Below are 18935 nucleotides of genomic sequence, written 5' to 3' on the forward strand. Positions count from 1 at the left end.
GCCCGCCCTGCTCGGCATGGCGCTGATCATCGCCGGCGTGCTGGTGATGAACCTCTTCTCGCGCGCCGCCGCGCATTAGAGCGGGATTCGTTCAGCAAACCCCGTCATCCCTGCGCAGGCGGGGATCCAGGGCAACGCGGGATATCTGCGCCACCGCACGAACGCTCTTCGGAGAGGACAGGACCCGCCACACCCGTTCCGCGCTTGGCCCTGGATCCCCGCCTGCGCAGGGATGACGGCTATTGGATCATCCCTGTCTGAAGGGGATGATCGCCGACTGGTTCCGGGGTCCACTGCGCGCCAGGCATAGGGCGGGAGATTCGCGGCGTGGCACCGCGGCGGGGTGAACCCGGCACGGGGCCGGGGTGACGAACCATTTGCGGAAACGGTCGTGCCTAACTGCAAATGGCAATCCGTCCTCGACCGGGATTCGTTCCCATCGTCCCCGGCGCAGCGCGGCGACTCGCCGCATTCGCGCGCCAAAGCGGCGCTTGCCGGCACTAAAGCATTGCCTCCCCCGGTTTTGCGGCTAGGCTCCGCGCTTTCATCTAAAAGGGGCGGCGGAATGAACCGCCGTCGAGGGGACCATCCAATGATCTTCGGGCGCGTAAAGCCACTCGATGCCATCCTCGCCACTGCCGAGAAAAAATCGCTCCACCGCTCGCTGGGGGCCTTTCAGCTCACCATGCTCGGCATCGGCGCGGTGATCGGCACCGGCATTTTCGTTCTCACCGCCGAAGCCGCGCAACGCGCCGGGCCCGGCATGATGGTCAGCTTCATCATCGCCGGCGTGGTCTGCGCCTTCGCGGCCCTCTGCTATGCCGAAATGGCGTCGATGGTGCCGGTATCGGGCTCCGCCTATACCTATAGCTATGCGGTGATGGGCGAGCTGATCGCCTGGATGGTCGGCTGGGCGCTGATCCTCGAATATGCCGTGGCCGCGGGAGCGGTCTCGGTCGGCTGGTCCGGCTATGTGATCGGCCTGATCGAGCACAGTTTCCACGTCGACATACCCGCTTCGCTGGTCACCGGTCCGTTCGACGGCGGCCTGATCAATCTGCCGGCGATGCTGATCGCGGGCCTGGTCACCTGGCTGCTGGTGATCGGCACCAAGGAGAGCGCCACGGTCAACGCGATCCTCGTCGCGATCAAGATCACTGCGCTCACTGCGTTCATCGTGCTGGCCGTGCCGGTGATGAACGGCGCGCAATTCTCGCCCTTCGCGCCCACCGGCTTTGTCGGCATCTCGATGGCGGCGGCGTCGATCTTCTTCGCCTATGTCGGCTTCGACGCGGTTTCGACCGCGGCCGAGGAGACCAAGAACCCGCAGCGCAACATGCCGATCGGCCTGATCGGCAGCCTCGCCATCTGCACCATCTTCTACCTGCTCGTCGCCGCCGGCGTGATCGGCGCGCCGGGCCTCAGCACCCAGCCGGTGCTCGATGCCGCGGGCCATGCGCTCGAGCCGGGCAGCCGCGAGCTCGCCGCCCAGTGCGCCACCCGCGCCGCCGAAGGCTTCAAGGACGTGGTCTGCTCGAAGGAGGCGCTGGCCTTCACCCTGCGCGAGATCGGCTGGCCGCAGATCGGCAACCTGCTCGGCCTCGCCGCCGGCCTGGCGCTGCCCTCGGTCATCCTGATGATGATGTTCGGCCAGACCCGCATCTTCTTCGTGATGAGCCGCGACGGCCTGCTCCCCGCCGCCTTCTCGAAGATCCACCCGACCTTCAACACCCCGCACGTGATCACGATCATCACCGGCGTCGCCGTGGCGCTGTTCGCCGCCTTCTTCCCGGTCGGCCAGCTTGCCAACATCTCGAACTCGGGCACGCTCTTCGCCTTTGCCGCCGTGTCGATCGCGGTGATGGTGATCCGCAAGACCGATCCGGACCGCAAGCGGCCGTTCAAGACGCCGTTCGTGTTCGTCACCGCGCCGATCGCGATCCTGGGCTGCCTCTATCTGTTCGTCAGCCTGGACCACAAGAGCATCATCCTGTTCCTGTCCTGGGCAGTGATCGGCCTGGTGGTCTATTTCGGCTACAGCCGCTCGCGCAGCCATGTCGGCCGCGGGATCATCGACGTGCCCGAGCACGAGGCCTATACCGAGATCAAGCCCGAGGTGCCGGGCACCCATTGAGGCGCCGATCTCGAGGCAAGAGAAAAGGGCCGGAGGAGCGATCCTCCGGCCCTTTCTTTTGCCGCTTCGGATATCGAGCCGGCAGGCTCAGCCCAGCTTCTCTTCCGCCAGCACCTTCAGGTCCACTTCGGCGCGGGCGCCATAGTGCTGGATGATCTCGGCCGCGCAGAGTGCGCCCAGGCGCAGCGAGTCCTTCACCGAATGCCCCCGTGCCTGGCCATGGAGGAAGCCGGCCGCGAACATGTCGCCCGCGCCGGTGGTATCGACCAGCCGCGCGATCGGCTCGGCCGGCACTTCGACGCGCTCGGCACCGACCAGTGCCATCGCGCCCTTCTCGCTGCGGGTGACGACCAGCACCGGCACCTTGCCGTGGAGGTGCTGCACCGCCGCCTCGAACGCCTCGTGCTGGCACAGCGCCAGCAGCTCGTTCTCGTTGGCGAACAGGATGTCGATCAGTCCGTCCTCGATCAGCTTGCGGAAATCGTCGCCATGGCGCGAGATGCAGAAGACGTCGGACAGCGTGAAGGCCACCTTGCGGCCGGCGGCGCGGGCGATCTCGATCGCCTTGCGCATCGCGGCGCGCGGTTCTTCCGGATCCCACAGATAGCCTTCGAGATACAGGATGGCGCCATTGGCGATCAGCGCCTCGTCCAGCGCCGCGGCCGGCAGGAATTGCGAGGCGCCGAGGAAGGTGTTCATCGTGCGCTGGCCGTCCGGCGTCACGAAGATCAGGCAGCGCGCGGTGGTCGGCTGGCCGGGGCGCACCGCGGTGTCGAAATCGACGCCGGCGGCGCGGATGTCGTGGGCGAACACCTGGCCGAGCTGGTCGTCCGCCACCTGGCCGATGAACGCCGTCCTGCCGCCCAGCGCGGCGATGCCCGCCACCGTGTTCGCTGCCGAGCCGCCCGAGATCTCGCGGCCCGGGCCCATCTTCGCATAGAGCGCATCGGCCTCTTCCGGCGAGAACATGAGCTGCATCGAGCCCTTGGCGACGCCGATCTCCTCGATGAAGCTGTCCTCCGCCTGGGCGAGGATGTCGACGATCGCGTTGCCGATGGCGACGACGTCATAAGTCGGGCTGGTCAAACTTGGTGCTCCAAAAAGATTGCGTCGCCGCCCTAATGACGGGCAAAGGATAGCGCAATGATCCAGGCCTTCTTCCTGTCGCTGGGGCAGCTGTTCGACCGGCCGATACTCGCCGTCTTCCTCAAATCCGTCCTGCTCACCCTGGTGCTGTTCGTCGCGGCGAGCATCGGCCTGTGGTTCGGCATGCACGCGCTGGCGGACGGAATCGCGGCCTGGCTGGGGGGCTGGAGCGGTTCGGACACCTTTGCCGACATCGGCACGATCGTGCTGGTGATATTCTTCCACTGGCTGATGTTCCGCGCGATCGCCGTCGCCGTGATCGGCGTCTTCGCCGATGAGGTGGTCGCCGCGGTCGAGAAGAAATATTATCCCGGCGCCCATGCCCAGGCGCACGACCTGCCCTTGGGCCGCGCGCTGGCGATGGGCCTGGGTTCGGCGCTGCGGCTGATCGGGGTGAACCTGCTGCTGTCGCCGCTCTATCTGATCCTGCTGGTCACCGGGGTGGGCACGGCGCTGGCCTTCTTCCTGGTCAATGGCTGGCTGCTCGGCCGCGACCTGGGCGACATGGTCGCGGCGCGGCACATGCCGCGCGACGAACTGCGCGGCTGGCGCCGGCGCACGGGCATCAGCCGGTTCGCGCTGGGTGCAGCGGGCACCGCGCTGTTCCTCGTCCCGATTTTGAACCTGGTCGCCCCGGTGCTCGGAGCCGCGATGGCCACCCATGCATTTCACCGCGGGAGGCGGGCATGAAGAAACTCATTCTGATCGGAACGCTGGCGCTCGGCGCCTGTGGCGAAGGCGGCGTGATTCCGCCGCCGCGCGCCGGCTATGTCCCGGTGCCGAGCGCACGGCCGGCGCCGAGCCCGTCGCTGCCCCCCAGCCTGGCCGCGCTGCGGGGCGCCACCGCTCCGCGGCTGATTGCCCAGTTCGGCAAGCCGCAGCTCGACATGAGCGAAGGCACTGCCCGCAAGCTCCAGTTCGCAGGCCCGGTCTGCGTGCTCGACACCTATCTCTATCCCCAGGGCCGCGGCGAGCCGGTGGTCACGCACATCGACGCCCGCCAGCGCGACGGCCGCCCGATCGACGAGGCGAGCTGCGTCTCCGCGCTCAGCGGCGGGCGCTGATCCGGCGCTGATCTAGGGTAGAGACTCATCCAGCGAACCCCGTCATCCCCGCGCAGGCGGGGATCCAGGGTGATGCGGGATATCGGCACCACCGCGCGAACGCCGTCCGGAAAGGACGGGGCTCGCCACTCTCCGCTCCGCGCCTGGCTCTGGATCCCCGCCTGCGCGGGGATGGCGGTGGAAGAGCGGCGGATCGGCGTGGAGCTGGGATAATCGCTATCGGATGCTTCCTGTCCCCAGGGAATAATCGCCGAGGGGAGGAATTCAGGCGGCCAGCCTCGCCAACGCCCAGGCAGCCGCTTCGCGCACCGTCTCGTCGGCGTCCTCCAGCAACGCCCGCACCGGCTCCATCAGTGCTGCGTCGCCGCTGTTGCCCGCCGCGATCAGGCAGTTGCGCATCATCCGGTCGCGTCCGATCCGCTTGATCGGCGAGCCCGAGAACACTTCGCGGAACCCTGCATCGTCGAGCGCGAGCAGATCGGCCAGCGCCGGCGCGGTCAGCTCGGCGCGGGGCAGGAAGGCCAGGTTCGCCTGGGCGGCCTGCGCGAACTTGTTCCACGGACACACCGCCAGGCAATCGTCGCAGCCATAGATGCGGTTGCCGATGCCCGCGCGGAATTCCTCCGGGATCGGCCCCTTGTGTTCGATCGTCAGGTACGAAATGCAGCGCCGCGCATCGAGCCGATACGGCGCCGGGAACGCATCGGTCGGGCACGCCGTCTGGCAGGCGTCGCAGCTGCCGCAAGTGGTGCGCACCGGCGCGTCGGGCGCCAGTTCGAGCGTGGTGTAGATCGCGCCGAGGAACAGCCAGCTGCCATGGGTGCGGCTCACCAGATTGGTGTGCTTGCCCTGCCAGCCCAGTCCCGCCGCCTCGGCCAGCGGCTTCTCCATCACCGGCGCGGTATCGACGAACACCTTGAGTTCCGCCCCGGGCGCGGCCGCGACCAGCCAGCGTCCCAGCTCCTTCAGCCGGCGCTTCATCACGTCGTGATAGTCGGCGCCCTGGGCATAGGTGGAGATGCGGCCGATCCCGCTTTCCCCCGCCAGGGCGAGCGGATCGGTGCGCGGCGCATAGCTCATGCCCAGCGAAATCACCGTCCGCACTTCCGGCCACAGGCCGGCGGGGCGCTCGCGGTGATGCGCGCGCTCTTCCATCCAGATCATCGATCCGTGGCGCCCCTCTTCGAGCCATTGGCGCAATCGCTCGGCGGTTCTGGGCGCGGCATCGGCGCGCGCGATCCCGCAATCGGCGAACCCGATTTCCGCCGCTTTGGCCTTTATTCGTGCTTCCAGTGGCTTGTGCTGTTCCACGCCGACCCGCTACCACGTTTCCGCGGCTTGCGGCACCGCCCTCGGCCCCGCCGAGGCACGAAGGAAGGGACTCTTTTTTGACTGGCGAATTGGCCGTGAGCGCCCGGGGGCTCGTCAAATATTTCGGGGATCGGCGCGTCGTCGACGGCGTCGACATCGCGGTTCCCAAGGGGCTCGTCTACGGCGTGCTCGGCCCCAATGGCGCCGGCAAGACCACGACGCTGCGCATGCTGCTCGGCATCATCGAGCCGGACGAGGGCGATCGCGACATGCTCGGCCGCGCCCATCCGCGCGACGCCAGCGACCTGGTCGGCTATCTGCCCGAGGAGCGCGGCCTCTATCCCAACATGAAGTGTCGCGAGGCGATCGCGTTCATGGGCGCGCTGCGCGGCCTGCCCTGGGCGACGGGGCGCAAGCGCGCCGACACGCTGCTCGAAAATGCCGGCCTCGGCCACGCCAAGGACGAGAAGATCCGCAAGCTCTCCAAGGGCATGGCGCAGCTGGTCCAGCTGCTCGGCTCGGTGGTCCACGAACCCGAGCTGCTCGTGCTCGACGAGCCTTTCTCGGGCCTCGATCCGGTCAATCAGGAAAAGCTCGAAAAGCTGATCCGCGCCGAGCGCGATCGCGGCGCGACGATCCTCTTCTCCACCCATGTCATGGCCCATGCCGAGCGGCTGTGCGACCGGCTGTCGATCATCGCCGGCGGCAAGGTGCGCTTCGAGGGCACGGTGAACGACGCCCGGGCGCTGCTGCCGATGAAGGCGCACTACACGCCGCACCACAATGTGGAAGGGGCCCGGGCACTGCTCCCGGCCGATGCCGAGCGCGAAGGCGATGGCTGGCGCTTCACTCTGCCCGGGGGCGGCGTCGAATCGCTGCTCGTGAAGCTGATCGACGGCGGATACGGCGTCTCGGGCCTGTCGATCGAGCGGCCCGGCCTGCACGACGCGTTCGTCAGGATCGTCGGCGCGGACGCCCTCAAGGATCAGGAGGAAGCGGCGTGAGCAAGTTTTCGCGCATGCTGCGCCAGGCGCTGACCGTCGCGCGCCGCGATTTCACTGCCACGGTGTTCACGCCCACCTTCCTGCTCTTCCTGCTCGCCCCGGTGCTGATGATCGGCTTCGGCACGGTCGGGGGGATCGGGGCCCAGTCGATCGTCGGCGACGATTCGCAGATGCGGATGGTGGTGATCGCGCCGCCCGCCCAGGCGCCGACGCTGATCGAGACCGACCGGCAGCTCCGCAAGCTCTTCCCCAAGAAGAGCGAGCTGATGCCGCCCCCGCTCACGATCGAGACGCCGACCGGCGATCCCGCCGCCCAGGCGCGCGCCTATTTCGACAGCGACAAGGTCGATACGGCGGCGGTGCTCTACGGCCCTCTCGACAAGCCCGACGTGCTCTATGTCCACCGCGGAGCGACCGAGGCACGGTTCCTCGCGCAGCTGGCCGAGCAGAGCCTGCGCGCGCAGAAGCTGGGCAGCGCCGCCCCCACCAGCACCGTCACCAAGACCGTGGTGAAGCGCGGCCAGGGCTCGCCCAGCGGGCGCGGCCAGGCCGCCTCGATCGGCGTGTTCGCGATGTTCTTCCTCACGCTCTTCCTCTCGGGCCAGGCCGTGGGCACCATGGCCGAGGAGCGCTCGAACAAGGTGATCGAGATCCTGGCGGCGGCCGTGCCGCTGGAGAGCGTGTTCTTCGGCAAGCTGATCGGCATGTTCGGCGCCGCGGTGCTGTTCGTGCTGTTCTGGGCGACGATCATCATCAACGCGACCCGGCTGCTCCCGCCCGACATCGCGGGCAGCTTCCCCAGCCTGGTCGCGGCGATCGGCGCGCCCACCTATGCGCTGCTGTTCATTGCCTATTTCACCATGTCCTACATGCTGCTCGGCGCGATGTTCCTCAGCATCGGCGCGCTGACCTCCACCCAGCGCGAGTTGCAGATGCTGTCGCTGCCGATCACCATCTTCCAGATGATGATGTTCGGCCTGGCGCTCGGCGCGGCGACGCGGCCCGGCAGCTGGATCGAGACGGCGGCGCAGATCTTCCCGTTCAGCTCGCCCTTCACGATGATCGGGCTGGCGGGCAGCTCGCCGACGATCTGGCCGCATCTGGTCGCGCTGGGCTGGCAGGCGCTGTGGGTCGCGATCATCATCACGGTGGGCGCCCGCGTGTTCCGCCGCGGCGTGCTCAAATCGGGCAGCCCCAAGCGCCGCACGAAGATCGAGGCAACGGCCTAGGATCAGGACTATTCAACGAACCCGTCATCCCCGCGAAAGCGGGGATCCAGAGTAGTGCGGGATATCGGCGCCACCGCGCGAACGCCGTCCGGAGAGGACGGGGTCTGCCACACCGGCTCCGCGCCTGGCCCTGGATCCCCGCCTTCGCGGGGATGACGACTATTTGCGCAATGCCCCTGTCCCGACCATTTCTCACTATTGACACTTCTGTCAATTAGGCGTTTCCTCCCTGCAAAAGGCAGGAGAGGCAGCATGGCGACGCTCGCGACCCAAACCGAAGCTCCCGGAACCCAGGCCGTCGATCCGCTCGACGTGAGCCGGCCCGAACTGTACCGCGACGATGTCTGGCACGCACCCTTTCGCGAACTGCGCGCCCGCGGCGGCATCTATCGGTGCGAGAACAGCGGCTTCGGCCCCTATTGGTCGATCGCCACCTACAAGCCGATCGTCCAGGTCGAATCGCTGCCCGACATCTTCTCGTCCGAGGCCGGCGGCATCACCATCGCCGATATGCAGGAAGGCGACATCAAGATGCCGATGTTCATCGCGATGGACCGGCCCAAGCACACCGACCAGCGCCGCACCGTCGCCCCCGCCTTCACGCCGAGCGAGATGGTGCGGATGACCGACAATATCCGCGCGCGCACCGCCGAGATTCTCGATTCGCTGCCGGTGGGCACCGAGTTCGACTGGGTCGACCAGGTCTCGATCGAGCTGACCACCCAGATGCTCGCCATCCTGTTCGACTTCCCGTGGGAGGACCGGCGCAAGCTGACCTATTGGTCGGACTGGGCGGGCGATATCGAGATCGCCAAGGATCCGGTGCGCAAGGAGGAGCGGCGGGAGATCCTGTTCGAATGCGCCGCCTATTTCGGCAATCTCTGGCAGGGCAAGGTCGGCAAGGAGCCCACGCCGGACCTGATCTCGATGATGATTCATTCCGACGCGATGAGCCACATGGACCAGATGGAGTTCCTCGGGAACCTCATCCTGCTGATCGTCGGCGGCAACGACACCACCCGCAATTCGATGAGCGCCTATGCCTGGGGGCTCGAGCAATTCCCCGACGAGCGCGCCAAGCTCGAGGCGAATCCGGGCCTGATCGGCAACGCCACGCAGGAGATCATCCGCTGGCAGACGCCGCTCGCCCATATGCGCCGCACCGCGACCCAGGATACCGAGCTGGACGGCCACAAGATCCGCGCCGGCGACAAGCTGGGCCTCTGGTATCTCTCGGCCAATCGCGACGAGAGCATCTTCCTCGATGCCGACCGGATCATTGTCGACCGCGAGAATGCGCGGCGGCACCTCGCCTTCGGGCACGGCATCCATCGTTGCGTGGGCGCGCGGCTCGCCGAGCTGCAGATCGGGGTGCTGATGGAGGAAATGGCCAAGCGCCGCCTGCGCGTGAACGTGCTGCGCGAGCCCGAGCGCGTCGCGGCCTGCTTCGTCCATGGCTACAAGAAGATGGCGGTGGAGCTGTCGCGCTATTGAAACGGCGGATTGCGGGAGGGGTGCAACTTTTCCCTGCCTTCGTGCGAACCTATATCGTTGCAATAACGAGAGGTTCGTCATGCATACCGACCGTCGCGCCTTTCTCACCGTTGCCGGCATCGGCGTCTTCACTGCCGCGTGCGGCGGCGGCGCCCCTGCCCGGGCCGCGCAGAAGTTCGAGTTCACGCTCAGCGATGCCGAGTGGCGCAAGCGGCTGAGCCCCGCTGCCTATCGCGTGCTCCGCCAGGGCGCGACCGAATACGCCTTTTCCAGCCCGCTCAACCAGGAGCACCGGGCCGGCACCTTCGCCTGTGCCGGTTGCGCGCTGCCCCTGTTCAGCGCGGCGACGAAGTTCGACAGCGGCACCGGCTGGCCGAGCTTCTGGCAACCCCTGCCCAATGCGGTGATCACCCGTGCCGACAATTCGCTGGGGATGCGCCGCACCGAAGTGCTGTGTCGCCGCTGCGGCGGACATCTCGGCCATGTCTTCGACGACGGCCCCCGGCCCACCGGCAAGCGCTATTGCATGAACGGCGTAGCGCTGGCGTTCGTGCCGAAGGGATAGTCGCTCGCGACTTCCGTATCCACTGCGCGCGTTGTCCTGGATCCTCGCCTCCGCGAGGACGATGAAGAAAGAGGGGGCGGTGCGGGCAGGGGACGACGAAGCGGACCGGATCTCGACCGAGTTTCCGGCCTAGGTTGAGAACCCAAGCAAGTATCTGATTTTCTGTCGTCATCCCCGCGCAGGCGGGGATCCAGGGCCAGGCGCGGAGCCGAGGTGGCGGGGTCCTGCCCTCTCCGGACGGCGTTCGCGCGGTGGTGCCGATATCCCGCATTACCCTGGATCCCCGCCTGCGCGGGGATGACGATTGAGGGAAGGGGATGACGATTGAAGGAATATGAGTCCCCAGCCTAGGCCGAACGTCCCGCCTTTTCGTCGATCCCTGACACGCCCTCGCGGCGGGCGAGCTCGGCACGGACGTCGTCCAGGCCCAGGCCGGCATCGGCGAGCAGCACGAGCAGATGGAAGACGAGGTCGGCGGCTTCCTTGGTCAGTTCCTCGCGATCGTCCCGGATCGCGGCGATGACGGTCTCCACTGCTTCCTCGCCCAGCTTCTGCGCGATCTTGGCGCGGCCGCGATGCGCGAGCTTTGCGACATAGGAGCTGTCGGGGCTCGCCGTGCGGCGGGCGCGGATCACCGCTTCGAGAGCGTCTAGGGAGTCGGCCATGGTCCCCGGCTGGGGGAGGCGGGGGCGGCTGTCAATCCTCGGGCCTCAATCGCGGGGCGCGGCCTTGCGGAAGCGCGCGCGCAGCCGGCTGCGGACGAACCACACGCCGCCTACGGCGCAGGCGGCGAGCGCCAGGTCCGAAAGCTCGGGCATCGAGCGGGTGCCGGCCCGGCCGGTGTGCGGCGGCTCGTCGGCGGCCAGCGCCGGCATCGCGGCGAGTAGCAGCAGCAGGGGAAGCAGGGCGTTGCGCATGGGAAGCGAGCTTAGCCGCAACGCCCCGACAAATCGTTAACTGCGGCGACGGGCCCGGCGCGCGGCAAACGCGCCGATCGTGCCGAGGGCGAACAGGCCGAGCATGCCCGGTTCCGGGATCGAAGTGGGGCCGCCCGAGCCGCCGCTGCTGCTGGTGGTACCGCCGCTGCTGGTGCCGCCGCTGCTGCTGGTGCCACCGCTGCTGCTGCTCGACGAAGGGCTGCCCGGATCGGTGGGCGGCTTGTCCATGGCGAAGGCGGGCGTGGCGGACAGGGTAACGACAAGGCCGAATGCGGCCAGATTGGCGAAGTTGCGGATCATCGTCTTTCCCTCTTTTGTGATTACCGAGAGAGAGCAAGAAACCAGCCGCTTCGCCGATGGCGCGGTTTTCCGCGATCTGCGATGGTTAAGAAGCGGGTGCGGCGAATAGTGAATGTAAAGCTAACCGACGTCGGTCGCCGCTATCGCATCCGCTGGAATCCGTGCCTGGCTCCACATGCCGGCGCGCCGGCAATATCAGGCATAGGCAGGCGAACGCACGGGAATGCCCGCCTCGCGCAGCGCGGCATGCGCATCGGCGATGCTGGCCTCGCCGAAATGGAAGATCGAGGCTGCCAGCACCGCGCTGGCATGGCCGTCGCGAATCCCCTCGACCAGATGGTGGAGGTTGCCGACGCCGCCCGAGGCGACCACGGGCACGGTCACCCGGTCGGCGATCGTGCGGATCAGCTCCAGGTCGTAGCCGTCGCGGGTGCCGTCGCGGTCCATCGAGGTGACGAGCAGCTCACCGGCGCCGAGATGGGCGAGCGCGAGCGCATGCGTCACTGCGTCGATGCCGGTGGGCTTGCGGCCGCCATGGGTGAAGACTTCCCAGCCATTGGCGGTGCGGCGCGCATCGACCGAGGCGACGACGCACTGGCTGCCCATCTTCTCGGCGATCTCCGCGACGACTTCGGGGCGGGCGACGGCGGCGCTGTTGACCGCGACCTTGTCCGCGCCGGCGAGAAGCAGCGCACGGGCATCCTCGACGCTGCGCACGCCGCCGCCGACGGTGAGCGGCATGAAGCAGACTTCGGCGGTGCGGCGCACCACGTCGAGGATGGTGCCGCGCGCCTCGTGGCTGGCGGTGATGTCGAGGAAGCAGAGCTCGTCCGCGCCGGCGGCGTCATAGGCGCGCGCCTGCTCCACGGGATCGCCCGCATCGACCAGATCGACGAAGTTGACGCCCTTCACGACTCGGCCATTGGCGACGTCGAGACAGGGGATGACGCGGGCGCGGACAGTCATGCGATCCGCTCCCGCGAAGGCGCGGAGGATGCGGACCGTCTTGCGGCGTCAGCCGCGCTGGCTGGCGCGAGGTTCCCGGCGTGCGGACGCGAGAAGGGGCTGCTGGTGCGGCCCAACCTGGTCTCCGCGTCTCCGCGTCTCCGCGTGAACCGAATCGCCGCGTCGCCGCGTTGCTGCGCGAACGTCATGCCTTGCCCACCTCGATCGCCCATTTGAGGTCGAGCCGGCCGTCATAGAGCGCACGGCCGGTGATCACGCCCTCGACGCCGTCTTCGACGTGCGGGCGCAGCGCATGGATGTCGGCGATGTCGGTGACGCCGCCGCTGGCGATGACCGGGATCGCGACGGCGCGGGCGAGGGCGACAGTCGCTTCGACGTTGCAGCCCTTCAGCAGCCCGTCGCGGCCGACATCGGTGAAGAGGAGCGCGGCGACGCCGGCATCCTCGAAGCGACGGGCGAGGTCGACCACCGCCACGTCCGACACGTCCGCCCAGCCGTGCGTGGCGACCATGCCGTCGCGGGCATCGACGGCGACGACGATGCGGCCGGGATTGTCGCGCGCCGCTTCGCGGACCAGGTCGGGATTCTCCAGCGCGGCCGTGCCGATCACCACGCGGCGGACGCCGAGGTCGAGCCAGCGCTCGATCGAATCCCGGTTGCGGATGCCGCCGCCCAGCTGGACGTGCCCGCCGAAGCGCTCGAGGATCGCGGCGACGGCGCCGCCGTTGACCGATTCGCCGGCGAAGGCGCCGTCGAGATCGACGACGTGCAGCCATTCCGCGCCGGCATTCGCGAAAAGTTCGGCCTGGGCGGCGGGATCGTCGCCATAGACGGTGGCGCGGGCCATGTCGCCCTCGGCCAGGCGGACGACCTGGCCGCCCTTGAGGTCGATGGCGGGGAAGAGGATCAGGGGCGCCACTGGAGGAACCTTTCCATCAGCGCGATGCCGTAGCGCTGGCTTTTCTCGGGGTGGAACTGGACGCCGATCATGTTGTCGCGGCCGATCGCCGCGGTGACCGGGCCGCCATGGTCGGTGGTGGCAAGCACATGCTCGCCGGTAAAGGCGAAGCTGTGGAGGAAATAGGCCTGGCCGGCTTCGATCAGCGGGTGCGGGGCGGCGGGGGCGACGTCGTTCCAGCCCATGTGCGGCACGCGGATGCCGGGGGCGGGCGCGATCGCGCGGACGGTGCCGGGGATCCAGCCAAGGCCTGGATGCGTGCCCATCTCCTCGCCCGCATCGGCCATCAGCTGCATGCCGACGCAGACACCCAGGAACGGGGCGCCCTGTCCACGGACGCGGGTGTCGAGCGCCTCGACCATGCCGGGGATGACGCGAAGTCCCGCCGCGCACGCGCCGAATGCGCCGACGCCGGGCAGGACGATGCGATCGGCCTTGCGGACGGCATCGGGATCGGCGGTGACGGCGATGCCCGTCGCGCCAGCGGCGTTCAGCGCATTGTGGACCGAGTGGAGATTGCCCGCGCCGTAGTCGATCAGGGCGATGCTCATCGCGTCACCGTCACAGCACGCCCTTGGTGCTCGGCACCACGCCCGCCTTGCGCGGGTCGATCTCCACTGCCTCGCGCAGCGCGCGGGCCAGGCCCTTGAACGCGGCTTCGGCGATATGATGGTTGTTGGTGCCGTAAAGTGTCTCGATATGGAGCGTCAGCCCGGCAGTCTGGGCGAAGGAATGGAACCAGTGCTCGAACATCTCGGTGTCCATCTCGCCCAGGCGCTTCTGGCTGAATTCGGTCTTCCAGACGAGATAGGGGCGCCCGGAAATGTCCACCGCGACGCGGGCGAGCGTCTCGTCCATCGGCGAGAGCGCGTCGGCATAGCGCCGGATGCCCTTCTTGTCGCCCAGCGCCTTCGCGATCGCCTCGCCGATCGCCAGGCCGGTATCCTCGACCGTGTGGTGCTGGTCGATGTGCAGGTCGCCCACCGTCTTCACGTCGAGATCGATCAGCGAATGGCGGCTGAGCTGCTCGAGCATGTGATCGAAGAAGCCGATCCCGGTGGAAATGGCATAGGCGCCGGTGCCGTCGAGGTTGACGGTGACGTCGACGGCGGTCTCGCTCGTCTTGCGGCTCACTGTGGCGGTGCGCATGGCGTCCCACATAGCGATGGTTGCTGCGCATGCAATCTTGACCATGCTGTCCGGTACGCTACCCAAGGGGGATGACCGGCAACGTGCCTGACAGCCTGATTCCCTATGATGAGATCGTGCAGGAAGCCCTGCGCGCCGTGGTCGGCCGTGTGCTCGGCTCGGTCGCCGATTCGGGTGGAAACCTGCCCGGCGGGCATCATTTCTACATCACCTTCAAGACGCACGCGCCGGGAGTCGACATCCCGCAGCGGCTGATCGATCGCTTCCCGGACGAGATGACCATCGTCCTGCAGCATCGATTCTGGGACCTGAAGGTCGACGACAACAAATTCTCGGTGGGCCTGAGCTTCAATCAGGTGCCGGCGATGCTCAACATCCCGTTCTCGGCGATCACCGGCTTCCACGATCCGGCGGTGAACTTCGAACTGCGCTTCCAGGCCGCCGATGGCGGCGACGAGCCCGAGCCGCAGCACGACGAGGCCGAGAATGACGAGCCGCCGGCCAAGCCGGTAGAGGACGGCTCGAACGTCGTCTCGGTGGACTTCAAGCGGAAGAAATAGGCGGGCGCGCAGCGCCGGCCGGTGCGTGTCGCAGCCGGTATCAGCGCAACAGCCGTGCGCGCAGTTCCTGCATCGCCACCGCGTCCACGGCGGCGGCCGGGTCGTCGGCGCCCAGGATCGCGCCCAGATGGTCGAGGATCTGGCTGGCGCGATCGAGATTCTGCAGCGACGCCATATGCGTGGCGATCACGTGCGGATCGTCGATCAGCTGCTCGCCCAGCCGGTCGAGCAGTTCGCGGACATGGTAGATTTCCTCGACCAGGCGCGTGCCGAGATTGGCGAGATCCGGTGCAGCGGTGGCCGCGGCCGGTTCCGCTGGCAGCGCATCGCCGCTGCGCACCGCCTGCTGGATCGCATCGACCCGGGCCTGGCCGCGATGCCCCTGGAAACTCGCGACGCGATTGCCGGAGACCCATTCGTCGACGGTAATCGCGCTGGTATCGAAGGCGACGCCGCAACGCCCCTGAGTCTGCCACACGACCCGGCCGCCGACTTCGATCTCGGCGCGGGTGAGAGTCAGCAGGGTTCCGGCGCGGGGAAGCACCGATCCGTCCACCATCGCCCCGCCCTCGGAGAGATTGCGGATGCGCACAGGCACCCTGAGCCCGTCCGCCTCGATCGTGGCGGCGAGCAACAGGTTCTTGCGCGGCAGGCGTTCTTTCGCCGCGCGGGCAGCAATGGACGCATCAACGTACATGATTCGCTTCTAGCCGGCGAAGAACGCACTCCCGGTTAACGCCGCCGCAGAATCCCGGAGCGCTGGAATCGCAGCGGCGCAGGGGCTAGGGGAGCGCGGAACGGACAAGAGGAAGAGCCAGCGTGACCACCCGTACTGAAACCGATTCGATCGGCGCGATCGAAGTTCCCGCCGATGCCTATTGGGGCGCGCAGACCCAGCGCTCGATCGAGAACTTCCCCTTCGGCGAGATGGAGCGCATGCCGCTCGGCATCGTCCATGCCCAGGCGATCGTGAAGCAGGCCGCGGCGCGGGTGAACGTGAAGCACGGCCTCGACCCCGAGATCGCCAAGGTGATCGACCAGGTCGCCCAGGAGATCGTCGACGGCAAGCTCGACGACCAGTTCCCGCTGGTGATCTGGCAGACCGGCTCGGGCACCCAGACCAACATGAACGTCAACGAAGTGATCGCCGGCCGCGCCAACGAGATCCTGACCGGCAAGAAGGGCGGCAAGTCGCCCATCCATCCGAACGATCACGTCAACATGGCGCAATCGTCGAACGATTCGTTCCCCACCGCACTGCACATCGCCGCGGCCCGTGCGGTGACGCTGAAGCTCTACCCGGCGCTCGACCGGCTGCATGCGTCGCTCGAAGCCAAGGTCAAGGCCTGGGACCACATCGTCAAGATCGGCCGCACCCATTTGCAGGACGCGACGCCGCTGACGCTCGGCCAGGAATTCTCGGGCTATGCCGCGATGCTCGAATCGGCGAAGGCGCGCTTCCAGAGCGTGCTCGAGCTCGACATCTTCAAGCTGGCGCTGGGCGGCACCGCCGTCGGCACTGGCCTGAACTCGCCCCCGGGCTATGCCGAGGACGTGGCGGCGGAGATCGCCAGGATCACCGGGCTCCCGTTCGTGACCGCGCCGAACAAGTTCGAGGCGCTGGCGACCAAGGACCAGCTGGTCAACCTGTCGGGCACCTGCAACACGCTGGCCGTGTCGCTCACCAAGATCGCCAATGACATCCGCCTGCTCGGCTCGGGCCCGCGCTCGGGCCTGGGCGAGCTCGACCTGCCGGCGAACGAGCCGGGCAGTTCGATCATGCCGGGCAAGGTCAATCCGACCCAGAGCGAATCGCTGACGATGGTCGCGGCGCAGGTGATCGGCAACCACATCGCCGTCACCGTCGGCGGCATGCAGGGCCATTTCGAGCTCAACGTGTTCAAGCCGTTGATCGGCTCGAACGTGCTGCGCTCGATCGAGCTGATGTCGGTCGGCATGGTGAGCTTCGCCGAGCGCGCGGTGGACGGCGCCAAGGCGAACGAGGCGCGGATCAAGGAACTGGTCGACCGTTCGCTGATGCTGGTGACTGCGCTGGCGCCGGCGATCGGTTACGACAACGCCGCCAAGATCGCCAAGAACGCGCACGAGAAGGGGCTGACGCTCAAGGAGAGCGGCCTGGCGCTGGGGCTGGTCGACGAAGCGACGTTCGACAAATATGTCCGCCCGGAGACGATGATCGGGCGGTGAGTCCGTCACGCCATCTGTTTCGCCTGTCACCCCGGACTTGTTTGGCGCTTATCCCCTTGGGACAAGGATGGTCCAATAGCCGTCATCCCCGCGCAGGCGGGGATCCAGAGTCACGGGCGACACGGCGGAGAAACCCTGGGTCCCCGCCTGCGCGGGGATGACGAAAGAGGGTACTTGTCTCGAGGGGACAACCGCCGATCAAGTCCGGAGTCAGCATGACGGATGGGACGACAGGTGAACCCGGCAATCGCACCGCAGAGGTCGGGGGTCGGCTGATTCCTCCGGAACAACCGGCCCTTTCAATCGCTTGCTCCCGCGTAACCACCAAGGGAGCGTATATGATCGGCGACGTGATCGCAGGCTGGATCGGCAACCGGATCGATCGCCGGGACGGTGAGGGCGGGGCGCTGGGCGCTGTTGCCGGAGTGCTGGCCTGGAAGGCGGCGAAGAAGATCGTGCCCGCCGCGATCGTGCTCGGCGCGGCCGCCTATGGCGCGCACCGGATATCGCAGCGGATGCGCACACCCGCCTGAGTCGACTCGCATGACTTGACGCGGGTGGGACTCCCAAGCCAAAGGCGCCCATGCCCCATCGCACCGAGACCGACCCGCACGGATTCAAGCGCCGCGGCGTGTTGTTCGTGCTTTCCTCGCCCTCGGGCGCCGGCAAGTCGACGATCGCACGCAAGCTGCTCGCCGCCGACGACCATCTCCAGATGTCCGTCTCCTACACCACGCGCGCGATGCGCCCGGGGGAGCAGGACGGCGTCGACTATAATTTCGTCGATCTCGAGAAATTTCGCGAGATGGTGTCGAACCACGAGTTCCTCGAATGGGCGCATGTGTTCGACCATCGCTACGGCACCCCGCGCGCGCATGTCGAGGCGATCCTCGATTCGGGCCGCGACGTGCTGTTCGACATCGACTGGCAGGGCGCCCAGCAGCTGTTCCAGCTCGCCGGCGGCGACGTGGTGCGGGTGTTCATCCTGCCGCCGTCGTTCAAGGAACTCCATCAGCGCCTGATCAACCGCGCCACCGACACGACCGAAGTGATCGACGCCCGCATGGCGCGCGCCGCCAACGAAGTGAGCCATTGGGACGGCTATGACTATGTGCTGGTCAATGACGATGCCGACCAATGCTATCGCTCGGTCCACACCATCCTGAATGCCGAGCGGCTGAAGCGTTCGCGCCAGACGGGCTTGATCGGATTCATCCGCGGGTTGATGAAGTAGTCTCCCAACAGGGGAGATACTGATGGCTAGACTGTTACTCGGCGGCGCGCTCGGTGGGCTTGCCATGTGGCTGGTGGGCTTCGTCTTCTGGGGCACGCCCCTCAGCCTGCTCGCGCTTTCGCAGACCGATGCGGCGACGACGGCTGCGGTGCAGGCGGCGCTCGCCCAGCATCTGGGGCCGCTCGGCAGCGGCGCCTATCCGATCCCCTGGGCCGGCACGCCGCAGGGCACCCAGCTCTATGGCCAGGGGCCGACGGCGCTGGTGATGTTCAACACCGGCGGCTTTGCGATGCCGGACAGCGGCGCGCTGATCGGCGGGCTGGTGCTGGCGATCGTCTGCGCGCTGCTCGCCGGGTTCGCGCTGCGTGCGGTGGCGCATGGACATGATTTCGCGGGGCGGCTCAGGCTGGTGGCGATCGTGGCGGCGGCAGTCACTGCCTATTCCGATCTCGGCCAGCCGATCTTCAACCATGCCCCCTGGGGCTATTTCTTCTATCTCTGGGTAAGCGATCTGGCGAGCTGGATCGCGGCGGGCGCGGTGCTCGCCTGGGCTTTGCCGCGAGCCGTATCGGTTGGAAAGTGAAAGATGCTCCCGCCTCGGCGGGAGTAACGTTTCGGACCCGGCCGCGACGGCCGGAAAGGGGAAGAACGCCGCCGCGATCAGGTGAAGGAACG

At 67.5% G+C, this 18935-nt stretch carries 22 protein-coding genes; 12 read left to right on the top strand and 10 right to left on the bottom strand.

Annotated elements, in window-relative coordinates; translation table 11 throughout:
- Positions 1 to 592: 592 nt before the first annotated feature.
- Complete coding sequence (locus FFS08_RS06995) at positions 593 to 2134, top strand: amino acid permease (RefSeq protein WP_137862439.1); 1542 nt, start codon at positions 593 to 595, stop codon at positions 2132 to 2134.
- 87 nt (positions 2135 to 2221) lie between these two features.
- Here FFS08_RS06995 and FFS08_RS07000 read toward each other — a convergent pair whose 3' ends face one another.
- Positions 2222 to 3220 carry an adenosine kinase gene (locus FFS08_RS07000; RefSeq protein ID WP_137862440.1) on the bottom strand — a complete coding sequence of 333 codons (999 nt, stop codon included), beginning with the start codon at positions 3218 to 3220 and terminating at the stop codon, positions 2222 to 2224.
- A gap of 57 nt (positions 3221 to 3277) precedes the next feature.
- Between FFS08_RS07000 and FFS08_RS07005 the strand changes: the two genes are divergently transcribed.
- Both FFS08_RS07005 and FFS08_RS07010 read left to right on the top strand, forming a co-directional pair.
- The gene (locus tag FFS08_RS07005) at positions 3278 to 3970 is read left to right on the top strand and encodes an EI24 domain-containing protein (protein ID WP_137862441.1); all 693 of its coding nucleotides are present in this window, start codon (positions 3278 to 3280) and stop codon (positions 3968 to 3970) included.
- Positions 3967 to 4344 (top strand): hypothetical protein, encoded by a 378-nt coding sequence (locus tag FFS08_RS07010; RefSeq protein WP_137862442.1) that lies wholly within the window; start codon positions 3967 to 3969, stop codon positions 4342 to 4344. Before FFS08_RS07005 ends, FFS08_RS07010 begins: the two co-directional genes overlap by 4 nt.
- A 264-nt stretch (positions 4345 to 4608) precedes the next feature.
- Here FFS08_RS07010 and queG read toward each other — a convergent pair whose 3' ends face one another.
- Positions 4609 to 5655 carry a tRNA epoxyqueuosine(34) reductase QueG gene (queG, locus tag FFS08_RS07015; protein WP_171012504.1) on the bottom strand — a complete coding sequence of 349 codons (1047 nt, stop codon included), beginning with the start codon at positions 5653 to 5655 and terminating at the stop codon, positions 4609 to 4611.
- Positions 5656 to 5732: 77 nt separating this feature from the next.
- Here queG and FFS08_RS07020 point away from each other — a divergent pair, with 77 nt between their 5' ends.
- From FFS08_RS07020 to msrB, 4 genes are all read left to right on the top strand, one after another.
- Positions 5733 to 6659 (top strand): ABC transporter ATP-binding protein, encoded by a 927-nt coding sequence (locus tag FFS08_RS07020; protein ID WP_137862443.1) that lies wholly within the window; start codon positions 5733 to 5735, stop codon positions 6657 to 6659.
- On the top strand, positions 6656 to 7888 hold the full coding sequence (locus FFS08_RS07025) for an ABC transporter permease (protein ID WP_137862444.1): 1233 nt from the start codon (positions 6656 to 6658) through the stop codon (positions 7886 to 7888). The genes FFS08_RS07020 and FFS08_RS07025 overlap by 4 nt, the downstream gene beginning before the upstream one ends.
- Positions 7889 to 8140: 252 nt before the next feature.
- The gene (locus FFS08_RS07030) at positions 8141 to 9382 is read left to right on the top strand and encodes a cytochrome P450 (protein ID WP_137862445.1); all 1242 of its coding nucleotides are present in this window, start codon (positions 8141 to 8143) and stop codon (positions 9380 to 9382) included.
- 79 nt (positions 9383 to 9461) lie between these two features.
- Positions 9462 to 9947, top strand: coding sequence for a peptide-methionine (R)-S-oxide reductase MsrB (msrB, locus tag FFS08_RS07035; protein ID WP_137862446.1), 486 nt, complete (start codon positions 9462 to 9464; stop codon positions 9945 to 9947).
- Positions 9948 to 10294: 347 nt separating this feature from the next.
- On the opposite strand, the gene FFS08_RS07040 is transcribed toward msrB, so the two are convergent.
- The 7 genes from FFS08_RS07040 to hisB form a co-directional block, all read right to left on the bottom strand.
- Positions 10295 to 10612: a phosphoribosyl-ATP diphosphatase gene (locus FFS08_RS07040; RefSeq protein ID WP_137862447.1), complete on the bottom strand. Its 318-nt coding sequence runs from the start codon at positions 10610 to 10612 to the stop codon at positions 10295 to 10297.
- Between the two features lie 45 nt (positions 10613 to 10657).
- A complete protein-coding gene (locus tag FFS08_RS07045; RefSeq protein ID WP_249341063.1) occupies positions 10658 to 10864 on the bottom strand; it encodes a hypothetical protein in 207 nt (68 codons plus the stop codon).
- A gap of 36 nt (positions 10865 to 10900) precedes the next feature.
- Positions 10901 to 11185 carry a PEP-CTERM sorting domain-containing protein gene (locus tag FFS08_RS07050; protein WP_078103271.1) on the bottom strand — a complete coding sequence of 95 codons (285 nt, stop codon included), beginning with the start codon at positions 11183 to 11185 and terminating at the stop codon, positions 10901 to 10903.
- A 195-nt stretch (positions 11186 to 11380) separates the two neighbouring features.
- Positions 11381 to 12151 (bottom strand): imidazole glycerol phosphate synthase subunit HisF, encoded by a 771-nt coding sequence (gene hisF, locus FFS08_RS07055; protein WP_137862448.1) that lies wholly within the window; start codon positions 12149 to 12151, stop codon positions 11381 to 11383.
- Between the two features lie 184 nt (positions 12152 to 12335).
- The gene (gene hisA / locus FFS08_RS07060) at positions 12336 to 13070 is read right to left on the bottom strand and encodes a 1-(5-phosphoribosyl)-5-[(5-phosphoribosylamino)methylideneamino]imidazole-4-carboxamide isomerase (RefSeq protein ID WP_249341064.1); all 735 of its coding nucleotides are present in this window, start codon (positions 13068 to 13070) and stop codon (positions 12336 to 12338) included.
- On the bottom strand, positions 13058 to 13660 hold the full coding sequence (gene hisH, locus FFS08_RS07065) for an imidazole glycerol phosphate synthase subunit HisH (RefSeq protein WP_137862449.1): 603 nt from the start codon (positions 13658 to 13660) through the stop codon (positions 13058 to 13060). The genes hisA and hisH overlap by 13 nt, the downstream gene beginning before the upstream one ends.
- Positions 13661 to 13670: 10 nt before the next feature.
- Entirely contained in the window at positions 13671 to 14258 is a 588-nt protein-coding gene (gene hisB / locus FFS08_RS07070) for an imidazoleglycerol-phosphate dehydratase HisB (protein WP_137862450.1), read from the bottom strand.
- A gap of 71 nt (positions 14259 to 14329) precedes the next feature.
- On the opposite strand from hisB, the gene FFS08_RS07075 reads away from it, so the two are divergent.
- On the top strand, positions 14330 to 14818 hold the full coding sequence (locus tag FFS08_RS07075; protein ID WP_086128528.1) for an SspB family protein: 489 nt from the start codon (positions 14330 to 14332) through the stop codon (positions 14816 to 14818).
- Positions 14819 to 14858: 40 nt separating this feature from the next.
- Here FFS08_RS07075 and FFS08_RS07080 read toward each other — a convergent pair whose 3' ends face one another.
- Positions 14859 to 15515 carry a PilZ domain-containing protein gene (locus tag FFS08_RS07080; protein ID WP_137862451.1) on the bottom strand — a complete coding sequence of 219 codons (657 nt, stop codon included), beginning with the start codon at positions 15513 to 15515 and terminating at the stop codon, positions 14859 to 14861.
- Positions 15516 to 15637: 122 nt separating this feature from the next.
- Here FFS08_RS07080 and fumC point away from each other — a divergent pair, with 122 nt between their 5' ends.
- From fumC to FFS08_RS07100, 4 genes are all read left to right on the top strand, one after another.
- Positions 15638 to 17026 carry a class II fumarate hydratase gene (gene fumC, locus FFS08_RS07085; protein WP_137862452.1) on the top strand — a complete coding sequence of 463 codons (1389 nt, stop codon included), beginning with the start codon at positions 15638 to 15640 and terminating at the stop codon, positions 17024 to 17026.
- Between the two features lie 338 nt (positions 17027 to 17364).
- Complete coding sequence (locus FFS08_RS07090; RefSeq protein WP_137862453.1) at positions 17365 to 17559, top strand: hypothetical protein; 195 nt, start codon at positions 17365 to 17367, stop codon at positions 17557 to 17559.
- Between the two features lie 50 nt (positions 17560 to 17609).
- Entirely contained in the window at positions 17610 to 18260 is a 651-nt protein-coding gene (gene gmk, locus FFS08_RS07095) for a guanylate kinase (RefSeq protein ID WP_137862454.1), read from the top strand.
- Positions 18261 to 18282: 22 nt separating this feature from the next.
- A complete protein-coding gene (locus FFS08_RS07100) occupies positions 18283 to 18843 on the top strand; it encodes a hypothetical protein (protein WP_137862455.1) in 561 nt (186 codons plus the stop codon).
- The last annotated feature ends 92 nt before the right edge of the window (positions 18844 to 18935 follow it).

Origin of the sequence: Sphingomonas sp. 1F27F7B (genome assembly GCF_005503355.1) — a bacterium.
GTDB lineage: Bacteria > Pseudomonadota > Alphaproteobacteria > Sphingomonadales > Sphingomonadaceae > Sphingomonas.